Source organism: Carboxydothermus islandicus, assembly GCF_001950325.1.
GTDB lineage: Bacteria > Bacillota > Z-2901 > Carboxydothermales > Carboxydothermaceae > Carboxydothermus > Carboxydothermus islandicus.
Genome location: NZ_BDJL01000030.1, coordinates 36,969 through 49,524 on the forward strand (window position 1 = coordinate 36,969; position 12,556 = coordinate 49,524).

12 protein-coding genes and 1 riboswitch are annotated in these 12,556 nt (G+C 38.6%); all 12 genes read right to left on the reverse strand.

Annotated elements, in window-relative coordinates:
• Positions 1–11: 11 nt before the first annotated feature.
• The 12 genes from ciss_RS04935 to priA all read right to left on the reverse strand — a co-directional run bounded on the left by ciss_RS04935 (position 12) and on the right by priA (position 12,530).
• A complete protein-coding gene (locus tag ciss_RS04935) occupies positions 12–653 on the reverse strand; it encodes a riboflavin synthase (RefSeq protein ID WP_075865186.1) in 642 nt (213 codons plus the stop codon).
• A complete protein-coding gene (gene ribD / locus ciss_RS04940) occupies positions 634–1,740 on the reverse strand; it encodes a bifunctional diaminohydroxyphosphoribosylaminopyrimidine deaminase/5-amino-6-(5-phosphoribosylamino)uracil reductase RibD (protein ID WP_075865264.1) in 1,107 nt (368 codons plus the stop codon). Before ribD ends, ciss_RS04935 begins: the two co-directional genes overlap by 20 nt.
• A gap of 72 nt (positions 1,741–1,812) precedes the next feature.
• A riboswitch (FMN riboswitch) is annotated at positions 1,813–1,937 on the reverse strand.
• Positions 1,938–1,996: 59 nt separating this feature from the next.
• Positions 1,997–2,656, reverse strand: a complete 660-nt coding sequence (rpe, locus tag ciss_RS04945) for a ribulose-phosphate 3-epimerase (protein WP_075865187.1) — start codon at positions 2,654–2,656, stop codon at positions 1,997–1,999.
• A gap of 1 nt (position 2,657) precedes the next feature.
• Entirely contained in the window at positions 2,658–3,530 is an 873-nt protein-coding gene (gene rsgA, locus ciss_RS04950) for a ribosome small subunit-dependent GTPase A (protein ID WP_075865188.1), read from the reverse strand.
• A 4-nt stretch (positions 3,531–3,534) separates the two neighbouring features.
• Positions 3,535–5,367 carry a protein kinase domain-containing protein gene (locus ciss_RS04955; protein ID WP_075865189.1) on the reverse strand — a complete coding sequence of 611 codons (1,833 nt, stop codon included), beginning with the start codon at positions 5,365–5,367 and terminating at the stop codon, positions 3,535–3,537.
• Positions 5,364–6,107 (reverse strand): PP2C family protein-serine/threonine phosphatase, encoded by a 744-nt coding sequence (locus tag ciss_RS04960; RefSeq protein WP_075865190.1) that lies wholly within the window; start codon positions 6,105–6,107, stop codon positions 5,364–5,366. Before ciss_RS04960 ends, ciss_RS04955 begins: the two co-directional genes overlap by 4 nt.
• 2 nt (positions 6,108–6,109) lie before the next feature.
• Positions 6,110–7,138 carry a dual-specificity RNA methyltransferase RlmN gene (gene rlmN, locus ciss_RS04965; RefSeq protein ID WP_075865191.1) on the reverse strand — a complete coding sequence of 343 codons (1,029 nt, stop codon included), beginning with the start codon at positions 7,136–7,138 and terminating at the stop codon, positions 6,110–6,112.
• Positions 7,139–7,153: 15 nt separating this feature from the next.
• Positions 7,154–8,476, reverse strand: coding sequence for a 16S rRNA (cytosine(967)-C(5))-methyltransferase RsmB (gene rsmB, locus ciss_RS04970; RefSeq protein WP_166503987.1), 1,323 nt, complete (start codon positions 8,474–8,476; stop codon positions 7,154–7,156).
• 9 nt (positions 8,477–8,485) lie between these two features.
• On the reverse strand, positions 8,486–8,977 hold the full coding sequence (locus ciss_RS04975; protein ID WP_075865193.1) for a DUF116 domain-containing protein: 492 nt from the start codon (positions 8,975–8,977) through the stop codon (positions 8,486–8,488).
• Entirely contained in the window at positions 8,974–9,921 is a 948-nt protein-coding gene (gene fmt, locus ciss_RS04980) for a methionyl-tRNA formyltransferase (protein WP_235837246.1), read from the reverse strand. The genes ciss_RS04975 and fmt overlap by 4 nt, the downstream gene beginning before the upstream one ends.
• On the reverse strand, positions 9,902–10,360 hold the full coding sequence (gene def, locus ciss_RS04985; protein ID WP_075865195.1) for a peptide deformylase: 459 nt from the start codon (positions 10,358–10,360) through the stop codon (positions 9,902–9,904). Before def ends, fmt begins: the two co-directional genes overlap by 20 nt.
• Positions 10,361–10,373: 13 nt before the next feature.
• Complete coding sequence (gene priA / locus ciss_RS04990; RefSeq protein ID WP_075865196.1) at positions 10,374–12,530, reverse strand: replication restart helicase PriA; 2,157 nt, start codon at positions 12,528–12,530, stop codon at positions 10,374–10,376.
• Between the last annotated feature and the right edge of the window lie 26 nt (positions 12,531–12,556).

The window sequence follows — 12,556 nt, forward strand, 5'->3', positions numbered from 1 at the left end:
CCCCCTATCTTTTATAAAAAGCCATGTTCCGCCAGAAAATTTAGATCAATTTTACGGGATGCCTCCTGTTTTTTTATAAAACTAAAAACATACTTGGCTAAAATATCCGCTTCCAAATTTACCGGAGAGCCAATTGTTTTATAGCCTAATGTAGTGTTTTTAAACGTATGGGGAATTATTGAGACGGTAAATGAATCGTTATAAACATCAACTACCGTCAAGCTTATGCCATCCACCGCTACCGAACCTTTGGGAACTAAATATTGTAAAAAACTATCGGAAGCTTTTATTTTTATGATTTTGGCAATTTCTTTCGCTTTGATTTCAACTATCCACCCTACTTCATCCACATGTCCTTGAACAATATGTCCTCCCAAACGATCCGAAGGCCGTAGAGTTCTCTCAAGATTTACCCTGTCTCCGGGATTTAAGAATTTTAAATTTGTTTTAGTATAAGTTTCGGGCATAACATCCGCAGTAAAATAATCGTTGCCAAAATTAACCACTGTAAGGCAAGTACCGTTAACAGCGATGCTATCACCTAATTTTACATCTTCAAGAATTGTCTTGGCTTCAACGGTTAATGTTAACGACTCCCCGCTTTTTTTAATTTCCCGAACTCTTCCAAGCTCTTCAATAAGACCGGTAAACATATGAGCCTCCTGTAAAATAACCTTCAATAAATACATCTTCCCCAAAACGTCTTAACTTGTGTATTGCTAACGGCAAAGCATCTTTCATTAAGCTTATATTTAAATCACCAATTGGTCCGGGGGCATTTTTTCCCCCAACTATCTTGGGTGCAATAAAGACATATGCTTTGTCTGCAAGTCTATTTTGTAGTAAACTCGCATGAACCACCGCTCCACCTTCAACTAAAATTGAAATAATTCCAAGTTTTATTAGCTCATAAAGCGCTTCTTTTATATTAATCCTATTTTCCCCTAACGGAGCTGTTATAACATGACCAAATCCGTTGCTTACATGTTTTGGAAGTTTTTTATTGGCGGTAATTAAAATGTTTTTCTCTTTTTCCAGTCGAAAAATATTTAGGTCTTCCGGTAAATTTCCACTTCCCGACAAAACTATACGGTAGGGATTTCGCCCCCGGGGTATTCGACAAGTCAACAGTGGATTATCAATAATTAAGGTCTTTCCTCCCACCAAAACAGCATCATATTCATTCCGTAATCTATGGACAAAGCTCCGGCTTTTTTCACCGGAAACCCAGCGGGAATCATAAGTTTCGGTGGCAATTTTACCATCAACCGTCATCGCCCATTTTAAAGAAATGAAAGGTAGCCCCGTCTTAATAAACTTAAAAAATTTTTCATTAAGGTAAAATGCTTCATCCGCCAGAACCCCTTCTATAACTTCAATACCGGCATTTTGTAAAATTTCAATACCTTTTCCGGAGACCTTGGGATTCGGGTCCCGTACGGCAACTACCACCTTTTTTATTCCCGCCGCAATTATCGCCTCGGTACAGGGTGGGGTTCGCCCATAGTGACAACACGGTTCTAAAGTTACGTACATGGTAGCTCCCCTGGCTTTTTCCCCGGCCACTTTTAATGCTTCCCGTTCAGCATGGGGCAAGCCAGCTTTTTTATGGTACCCTTCCCCAACAATATTACCATCTTTATCAACAATAACCGCTCCCACTACAGGATTTGGTGAAGTTCTTCCCAAAGCTCTTTTAGCAAGCTTTAACGCCCTTTTCATTAACTGCTGGTCGTTCATACTAACCCCTCGCAAAAAATTTAAAACCCCAAAGCTTCTGCTTCGGGGTAAAAAGGCAAAAAAAGGACCTAATAATACCTTCTCCCATCCAGACTTTAACTGTCGGCTCCGGAATTTCACCGGATCTATCCGTAAATTTTTACGGACTCGCGGGCTTTACCGCCGGTTAGGAATTCCACCTGACCCCGAAGGTAGTAAGATTAAGCAGTATTAAATTAATTTAATTATATTAAGAGGTATTTTTGCTGTCAATAATTCAGCTCTTTTGACAAACTGCTATCAAATCTTTTAGGTTTTTAATTACATCACCCTTGAATAAAAAGCTTCCGGTAACAAGAAAATTCGCTCCAGCTCCAATCACTAAAGGAGCCGTTTGTAAATTTATCCCGCCATCAACTCCCAATAAAATTTCCTGAGAAGCTTTACAAACCAGACTTTTTACTTTCTTTATCTTCGTAAGTTGATTATTAATAAAGCTTTGACCACCAAAACCTGGATTAACGGACATTATCAATATTAAATCAACTAAATCCAAAAGATATTCAAGATTTTCCGGTGGAGTAGCAGGATTTAAAGCTATACCAGCTTTTTTCCCCGTATCTTTAATCTTCTGGAGTAAACGGTGGGGATGCTGGGTACTTTCCCAGTGGATCGTTATCATATCCGCCCCCGCTTCAATAAAGGGCTCGATTAAACTTTCCGGCTTTTCAACCATTAAATGCACATCAAAAATTAAATTAGTTTTTGCTCGTAAGCTTTTTACAACCGGTGGACCAAAAGTTAAATTAGGCACAAAATGCCCATCCATAATATCGAGATGTAAATATTTTACTCCACCGGCTTCCAGTTGTTTTAAAATAAATTCAAGATTGCTGAAATCCGCATTTAAAATTGAAGGTGCAATGTTAACAAGCAAGTTAACTGCTCCTTTCGTCACTGGTTATTTCTTCTAAAAAGGTTAAATAGTTCTCATAACGAAAGGGAGGAATTTCCCCGGTTTCCAGAAGTTCTCTCACCCGACAGTTTGGTTCCTTAACATGAAGACAATTAGGAAAATAACAATATTTCCGATTTTGGTTAAATTCAGGAAAATAACTCTGCAACTCTAACTTATCCATTTCCGGCAAAGTTAAATTACTAAATCCAGGAGTATCCGCAATAAATCCACCAAAGGGTAATTTTATTAATTCCACATGCCTGGTGGTGTGTCTGCCCCTTTTTATTTTAGGACTTACCTCTCCGGTAGCTAATTTTGCTCCCGGTACCAAACGATTAATTAAAGTACTTTTTCCCACTCCCGATGGCCCTGCTAAAACGGAAATTTTTTGGTTTAAATAACTAGTTAACTCCTCAATCCCCGTATCTCCTCTGGCAGTAATGGCAACAACCTTTGGTAATATTTTTTTATAATACTCAAAAAGCTTTTGACTTTCCGGATTCACCAAATCAAATTTATTAAATACCAAAACCACTTCAAGCCTTAAAGCAAATGCCATTACCAGCAACCGGTCAATTAATTCGGTACTGGGAAAGGGGTCAGCAAAAGCAAATACAATTAATACCTGATCGACATTGGCAATTGGCGGTCTTATTAACTCGTTTTTACGGGGTAGTAAACTTTCGATAACTCCTTCAGAATTTGGAACAATTTCTTTAATTACTACCCTATCGCCGGTTAAAATTTTTAGATTATCTTTTTTAAACTTCCCGCGCGCTTTACACATGTAAATAGCTTTTCCGGTATCAACATAATAAAAACCTGCATAATTTTTCACAACAAGACCTTCCAATGATTTAGTTCACCTCCTTGTCTTCTATCACTGCATCATCTAAATACACTTTAATTCTCCCTTTTCCATAGTAATACACCTCTTTTTCCAGAACGGTTCCTGGCTCTTCACTATCATTGGCATAGACAATTACTTCGGAAGGCCTTACATCTTTGACAACAATTTTGACCGAATGTTTTTGCCCATCATTCGGCACCTCTAAAGTCACCAGAACTGATTTTCTCAACGGTCCCGGACCGCGGGAAACTGTAATTCTAACTTTTGAACCTTCCTCCACTAAACTCCCCGGAAGTGGATTTTGCGTAACTATTTGCCCTGCAAAATATTCGGTACTATCTACCTCTTTAATGGTATCATCAAGGATTAATTTCACCTGCTGCAGTGTTTTTCGAGCCTCCTCAATTTGTTTGCCCCTTAAATCAGGTACGGTAATCCAGGCGGGTTTTGCCCCCTTGCTTAAAATAAGTTTTATTTCATATCCCTTTTCCACTTCAGAGTTTGGCTCCGGGTCCTGTTCAATAACGGTACCAGGTGCTAAGCGTTCGTCGTATATCTCGTTTATTTCACCGATTTTTAATCCTGCATTTTCCAAAATCACCCGGGCATCATGAATATCCTTTTCCCGCACATCGGGAACCAGTACCATTTCTTTTCCTTTACTAACAACCAGATAAATCGGTCGAGCAACTTTAACCCTTTCTCCGGGTAAAGGGTCAATAGAAATCACTTTATCCTTAGGAACTGTTTCGTGGTACGCTGAAGAAATATTGATATTGGTAAAACCAAGTTCCTCTAACTTTTGCTTCGCCTCCACAATTCCAAGCCCGCGAACCTCGGGAATAACCGCTTCTTTTACATTAAAATAATTATACAAAAAATACCCCAAACCACCAATTAAAGCCAGGAATAAAGCCACCAGGGCAATAATTCCGGAAGTTTTCAATCTTTTTTTACCGCGAACTTCCGAAAACTGGTTTTTATCCAATATAATAGTCATCGTGCTATCCTCGGCAAAGTTTTCCTCCGGTAAATCCAATTTTTTTAAAGCGGCAATTAACTCATAAGCGGATTTATATCTTAGTTCCGGCTTTTTACTTAATAACTTCAAAATGATTCGGTCAAGTTCGTCAGGAATATTTTTATTGTAAGAAGAAGGTGGCTTTGGTAGATCATTTATCTGCTTTAAAGCTACAGCAATTGGGGAATCACCGGTAAAAGGCAATCTTTTTGTTACTAATTCGTAAAAAACCACTCCTAAAGAATATAGGTCGGAAGCGAAAGTCAGGTTTTCACCTTTGGCCTGCTCGGGAGATATATAATGAACTGAACCCAAAATTTCTTTCTCTTTGTTGATTGTCGAGGAGGTAACATTTCCGGCAATGCCAAAATCGGTTAATTTGGCGATTCCTTCGGGAGTGATAATGATATTTTGTGGTTTTACATCCCGGTGTAAGATACCGTGTTGATGAGCATGGCCCAAAGCCAAAGCAACCTGCAGAATAATCCTTGCACTTTCACGTAAACCTAAATTTTTTTCCCGAATTATTTCTTTTAAATTTTTACCTTCAACATATTCCATCACTAAAAAATAAGTATTCTCTTCCTGTCCGACATCGTAAATATTAACAATGTTGGGATGAGAAAGGCTGGCAAGGGCTTTAGCTTCTCGCTTAAATCTTTCAACAAATTCTTCATCACTGGTAAATTCAGGGCGAAGAATTTTTATCGTCACGTAGCGGTTTAAAAGTAAATCCTGACCTTTATAAACAACCGCCATCCCCCCGCCACCCAGGGTTTCAATTATTTTATACCTACCGGCTAATATTCTCCCGATCATTTCTTCACCTCTCTCTCCTCTTCAAACCGGGCAAGAACAACGGTAATATTATCCCGGGACCCTTTAAGCAACGCTTGCCGAATTAGCTCATCCGCCAAATTTTCTATGGCCATTGTTTGATTTGTCTTAAGGAATTCGGCAAGTTCAGGCTCCTTTATCCCGTCTAATAGACCATCGGTACAGAAAAGATAAAGATCCTGCGGATGAACTTGAAATTTAACAATATCCACTTCCTCATTTGCACCATCTAAAGCTTTGAGCAGAAGATGCCGGTAGGGATGGGAAAGAGCATCTTCTTCCGTTATAATCCCCTGGGAAACCATTTTGGCCACATAAGTATGGTCTTGCGTAAGTTTTAGCAATTTGTTCGCTCTAAAGACATAAGCACTGCTATCGCCAAGATGACCGATAAAAAGATTTTGCCCGGCAAATATTCCCAAAGTTAGAGTTGTACCCATTTCTTTTAAGTTCGCATCTTTATTTTGCTGTTCTTTAATTTTTTTATTAATTATTTGAAAAACTTCCCGGATGCTTTTTTCCGCTTCAGTTATATCCCTGTTCCTAAATTGGGCAAAATATTCGGCAATAATTGTTACCGCTAATTTACTTGCAACGGCTCCTCCAAAATGACCTCCCATTCCATCAGCAACCGCTAAAATGCTCTTTTTTTCGTCAATAAAGTATGCATCTTCGTTTAAAGCCCGGACCGGCCCTTTAACTGTTTTCCCCACAATTTTCATTTTTACACCTCAAAATACTTTGCTTTTAATTGACCACAAGCTCCGTCAATCTCATCGCCTAACTCCCGGCGAACAGTCACAGGAATTCCTGCTTTTTTTAAAACTTCCTTAAACTTATTAATTTTTTCTAAAGAAGGAGTTTTAAAATTTCTCTTTTCAATTGTATTGTAAGGGATTAAATTTACATGAACAAGCTTTCTCTGTAACAAATGGGCAAGTTTCAAAGCATGTTCAACGGTATCATTAACATCTTCTATTAAAGCATACTCAAAGGTAACACGCCTTCCGGTTTTATCTATAAAGTACCAGGCAGCATCTAAAAGTTCCGCTATACTCCAGCGTTTATTAATTGGGATTAATTCATTCCGGAGCGCATCATCCGGCGCATGCAAAGAAATGGCTAAAGTAACGGGAAGCTTTTCCTCGGCAAGAGCTTTAATTTGGGGTACCATTCCGCAGGTTGAAACGGTAATTTTCCGGTAACTAATATTGAAGCAATCCTTTTCATTAATTTTCCGCAAAAACTTGAGTACTTCGGTAAAATTATCTAATGGTTCACCGCTCCCCATTAGCACTACCCGGGTAATTTTTTCCGAACTACTTCCTTGCAGCACTAATATTTGTTCTATCATTTCCCCGGCCGTTAAATTACGCGAAAAACCCCCCAGCCCGGTAGCACAAAATTTGCAACCCATTTTACAACCCACCTGGGTGGATAGGCAAACGGTATTACCGTAGCGATACTTTAATAAAACTGCTTCAATTCCCAGGTTATCTTTAAGCTTGATGAGGTATTTAATGCTCTGTCCATCCCTAGATTTTTTGCTGTGAATAATTTTTAAAGAAGGTAACAAAAAATCTTCTTTAAGTTTTTCCCGCAATCTTACCGGTAAGTTAGTCATTTTATTAAAATCCAATTCTCCGTGTTTAAAAATCCACTCATTTATCTGTTTTAAGCGAAAAGATTTTTCATTATTTTCCTTCAGCCAAGCCAGTATTTCTTCCGCATTTAAATCTAAAAATGCCCTCATTTACTACCCGCCTTTTTAACATAATTTTTTTAAAATTACTCCAAAAAAACCATCTCCTATTTCCCCGGGAAGCAAACGTAGATAGTAATCATTTTTTACAATACCTAAATTAAAAAACCATTCTGGAGGCTTTACTAAAACAAAATCTGGGTTTTTTCTTAAAAAATTTTCCACAACCCCTTCATTTTCTTCCGCCTCAATACTGCAGGTTGAATAAACTAATATTCCTTCCGGTGGTAAAAGCCTGGATAAGTTGGTTAAAATCTCTAATTGATATTGAGACAACTTTATTATTTCTTCCTCGCTCTTTTGCCAGCGGGCATCCGGCTTCCGCGCCAGAACGCCCGTACCGGAACAGGGTACATCAGCCAGAATCCAGTGAGGATTTACCCCATCGGGTAACTTTAATGTTGTGGCATCCCCTAATAAACATCTTATAATGTTAATCCCCAAACGTTGGGCATTTTCCTCAATTAATTTAAGTCTTCCGGGATGAACATCAAAAGCATAAATAAGCCCTTTATTCCCCATAAGCTGGGCTAAATGTGTAGATTTGCCTCCCGGTGCCGCACACGCATCTACCCCTACCGAATCGGGTTCAGGGTTAACTAAATGGGAAATAAACATCGAGCCAAGATCCTGAATATAAAATAAGCCTTCATCATATCCCGGTAGTTCTCTAACTCCAACCTGATCTAAAATTACCACTCCCTCGGGTAAATACGGCAGTTGTTTAAAATTAATGTTTTCATTGTTTAACAGGTCACAATAAGCTTTTGGAGAGATTTTTAAGGTATTAATCCTTAAAGTTAGGTTAGGCTGATTGTTATTATACTTCAGTATTTCCACCGTTTTTGCGGATCCATATTGATTTAGCCATCGCTTTACCATCCACTCGGGATGGGAGAAAGCAATAGCTAAGTACTCCACCTCATCCCTTACATCAATTTTTGTAATTTCCTCCCGCCGTCTAATAAAATTACGCAAAACTCCATTAACTACACCGGTAAACTCCCGATAGTTTTGCTTAACCGCTTCTACCGTTTCATTGATTGCTGCATAGGTTGGTACCCTATCCAAGAAGTACAGTTGATACAGCCCTACCCGGATGGCATTAATTACAAAAGGCGGAAGTTTGCTCCTTTTTTTCAGGAGCTTCCCCGCCAGGTAATCTAACAACTTAAGTTGTTTTAAAACACCGTAAGTAAGTTCCACAACAAAGTCTTTATCTTCTTTTTTGGCTAAGTTAGCAATTAATTTAGGTAACAAGAGATTTACATAAGAATTATTTTTTTCAACTTCAACCAGGGTTTTTATTACCAATTCGCGCAAATTCACCAAAAGCACCTACCAAATCAACCGGTTTAAATAATAAAAAAATTTATCGTACTCAATTAATGTTTCAAAACATGGTCCCTTAGGTCTTAAATTAATCAGTCCAAGGGAAAGAACCGGGATATCATTCATCCCCGAAAACAGATCCCCTTCACAAGCCACTGCAAAGACAACCTCCGGCCGCATACTCTTGACAAATTGCCTTGCCGCAGTTCCTCCTGCAGCAACGGCAATTTTTAATCCCCGTTCCCTGGCATAACCCTTTAAAACCCCTACCGGACACTGAAGGCATTCACGGCAATTTTGCACATCATATGTAATTTTATAAAGACAATCAGCTTTCTGCAAACAATGGGGCAAAAGCAATAACACCTTTTCCGGAGAAAACGGGCCATATTTCAGGGTTTTATCATTCACAATGGAAATATATTTTTGAATATCTTTTCGTACATCACGCTTAAAAAGAGATTTTATAAAGATTTTTTGCTTGTAAAAATCTATCATTCAAAGGTTTCCCCCACGAGAGGTCGGTAACCATTTAAAAAACTTTCCCACGACATTTTTTTACCGCCTTCCGGTTGAAGTTCTAAGATTTGTAAGCCCCTTTCTCCCGTAGCAACCAAAAACCCGTTTTTTCTATCAGCAAAAATTATCTCCCCCGGCTTTTTTCCAGAAAACTCCCCCACCTTAGCCCTCCATATTTTTATTTTTTTCCCGCGAAAAACGGTATATGCCCCAGGAACAGGATTTAAAGCTCTTATCTGGTTTCTTATTTTTTCAGCTGAATCGGCCCAGTGGATAATTTCATCTTCTTTTTTAAGAGGTGGTGCATAGGTTGCCAATCGGTGATCTTGCGGGACTCTGGGAAGCTTACCTTCTTTAAGCCTTTTTAATGCTTCAATTATCAAATCCGCACCAACTTCGGCCAGAATTTCTCTTAACTCTCCCCCGGTAATTTCCTGGTTAATTACAACCTTTTCCTGTAAAGCAATATCTCCCGTATCAAGCCCCTCATCCATATACATTATCGTAATTCCAGTTTCCTTTTCTCCGGCCATAAGACAGCGTTCAATAGGTGCAGCTCCCCGGTAAAAGGGAAGAAGAGAGGCATGGATATTTAAGCAACCATAAGTAGGAATATTTAAAATCTCTCTGGGTAAAAGTTTTCCATAAGCAGCTACTACTATAACCTCCGGTTTTACGGCTAAAATCTCCTGGTAAACCTCTTCATTAAACTTTAAAGGTGTGATAACCCTGAGATGGTTTTCCTGGGCAAATAGCTTGACCGGCGAAGAAATAACTTTTTTACCCCTGCCCGCAGCGGCATCGGGTTTAGTTACCACCAAAGTCACTTCATGGTGGGAAATTAACTTAGCTAAAGGTTTTACCGCAAATTCCGGAGTACCCATATAGACAATACGCATATTATTAGCGACCCTTTCTGACAATATTTTCCGCCTTTTCCACAAATAAAATACCATTTAAATGATCAATTTCATGTTGAAAAGCTCTGGCCAGCAACCCTTCCGCCGGTATCACAATTTCCTCACCGTACCGATTTAATCCTTTTACCGTCACCTTTTGCGCTCTCACAACCTCTCCCTGCACTCCAGGAATACTTAAGCAACCCTCAATATCCTTTTCTTCACCGAAAACTTCAATAATTTCGGGATTAATTAGTTCAATTAACCCTTCCCCAACATCCACCACAATCGCCCTTTTACTTACCCCAATTTGCGGAGCTGCCAGACCAACCCCGTTATACGCATACATGGTATCAGCCATATTTTCCAGAAGCTTTATTATATTGGGTGTTATTTCTTTTATGGGCTTGGCTATTTCTTTTAAAACCGGATCACCAATCTCCACCACTTTATAAACGGCCACTTTTTTTCCTCCTTTAAAGAAAGATTTGAGGACTTAAATCTAAAACCAAGGTTAACTTATAGTTTAAACTACATTTTTTAAACTCCCGTAATCCTGCTTTTAAAACTTCACGGGCAAAACTGCTTTTATTAGTTTTTAAAAGTATATGATAGCGAAAGTTTCTTTTTAACTTATAAAAGGGAGCAGCTGCCGGTCCAATAATTTCAATCTCCGAGCTAAACTTGCTGGCATTTTTTAATAAATTCACTAAAATGTTTGCCCCCTCAACAACCTGCTGTTCGTCTTCGCCAGCTATAATAAGCCTAAATATTCTACTAAAAGGTGGATATCCTGTCTGTTTTCTCAAAGAAAGCTCCTTTAGGGCATACTGCTGGAAATTTCCCTTTTGCACCGCTTGAATAATATAATTTTCCGGATTAAAAGTCTGAATTATCACTTCCCCGGGAACAATGCCTCTACCGGCTCTTCCGACAACCTGGGTAAGCAAATTAAAACTTCTTTCCCCGGCGCGAAAATCCGGCAAATTTAAACTTTGATCTGCATTTAATACTCCAACTAACGTTAAATCCGGAAAATCAAACCCTTTAGCCAACATTTGCGTTCCAATAATAATATCTGCTTCCTTATTTTTAATCGCCTCTAATATTTTATCATAGCTATTTTTACTCCTCATGGTATCGTAGTCAACCCGAAAAATTTTTGCGGGAAATAACTTTTTAAGTTCCTCTTCAACCCTCTGAGTCCCATAACCATATAAATCAAGAGATAACTCCTGGCAAGCCGGACACTTGCTAGTAAAAGCAATTTTTTTACCACAGTAATGACATTGAAAATTTCTTTCTTCTTTGTGATAGGTCATGGAAACATCACAATCAGGACAGCGGTAAAAATAACCGCATTTTCGACACATAATCACAGGAGCAAAACCCCGGCGATTTAAAAACAAAAAAACCTGTTCTCCCTTTTGGAGCCGCTCGTAAATTTTATGTTGAAGTATTCTGCTAATTATCCCGGTATTTCCTTCTTTAGCTTCCTTAAACATGTCAACAATCATAACTTGGGGATAAGGTCGATTTTGATACCGCTTACCCAAATAATAATATTTTATTAAGCCCGAAATTACCGCAGCATACGTTTCCATGGAAGGAGTAGCGGTACCTAACAAAAGGGGAATACCCAGGCGTTTAGCCCGCCAGTAAACTACTTCGCGTACATGATATTTTGGCGTTTCTTCCTGTTTATAACTGAGCTCATGTTCTTCATCGAGAATAATTAACCCTAAATTTTGTAAGGGTAAAAAAGCCGCAGACCTGGTTCCCAATACTAAAACCGGACTACCCTTCTTAACTTGCCGCCAAACCGTGAACTTTTCCCGGGCGCTCAAGCGACTATGAAAAACCAGTGTATTATCTGGAAAGTACTTTTTCACCCGGTCAACCATCTGCGTAGTAATACCTATTTCAGGCAAAAGAAACAGAACCTGTTTACCCCGGTTTAAAAAGTCTCCCGCTAATTTTAAGTAAATTTCCGTTTTACCGCTACCGGTAATGCCGTGTAATAATCCTACAAAATTTTTTAGCATATCCCGTTTTATTTGCTGATATACCTGCTTTTGACTCTCGGAAAGTTCAATCGATGGTAAATTAGGCAGTGGTTTCTCGCTAATCTGAAGCATTCCCTGTTCAATTAATTTTTTAATAGTAGCAGTAGTTCTAACTACTCCTCTTTTATTTTTCAGTAAGTTTATTACCGACAGGTCGTTTTGCAATCTTTTGCTTTTTTTTATCTTTTCATTAAGTTTTTTTTCATCAACAACCGTACAAAATACTTCCACATCCTGATATATTTTCTCCGGATAAGATATTAAAGTTAACGCTTCAGTAATTGAACAAAGATAATACTCGGAAATCCATTTAATCATTTCCACCAATTCAGGAGTTAACCAAAGTTCCTCGGGTAAAACTTCTAAAATAGGTTTTATTTCTCCAGAAAAATTCCTTTCCTCGTCAAGAGAAAAGATAAAACCTTCTTCCAGTCGATTATTAAAATTAAACCTGACTTTGGCCCCAATTGAAACTTCTTTTAAATCCGAAAAAGGTAATTTATAAGTATATAAGCGATCTAAATGTCTCGACGGCCTTAGTAAAGCAACCTGGGCATAAACAGTCATACACTGCCCCCTTAAAATAATTAAAA

Bases quoted from the DNA above. Each gene is read 5' to 3' on its own strand.
- ciss_RS04935 (WP_075865186.1), bottom strand. From the start codon at position 653: ATGTTTACCGGTCTTATTGAAGAGCTTGGAAGAGTTCGGGAAATTAAA.
- ribD (WP_075865264.1), bottom strand. From the start codon at position 1,740: ATGAACGACCAGCAGTTAATGAAAAGGGCGTTAAAGCTTGCTAAAAGA.
- ciss_RS04955 (WP_075865189.1), bottom strand. From the start codon at position 5,367: ATGATCGGGAGAATATTAGCCGGTAGGTATAAAATAATTGAAACCCTG.
- ciss_RS04960 (WP_075865190.1), bottom strand. From the start codon at position 6,107: ATGAAAATTGTGGGGAAAACAGTTAAAGGGCCGGTCCGGGCTTTAAAC.
- rlmN (WP_075865191.1), bottom strand. From the start codon at position 7,138: ATGAGGGCATTTTTAGATTTAAATGCGGAAGAAATACTGGCTTGGCTG.
- ciss_RS04975 (WP_075865193.1), bottom strand. From the start codon at position 8,977: ATGATAGATTTTTACAAGCAAAAAATCTTTATAAAATCTCTTTTTAAG.
- priA (WP_075865196.1), bottom strand. From the start codon at position 12,530: ATGACTGTTTATGCCCAGGTTGCTTTACTAAGGCCGTCGAGACATTTA.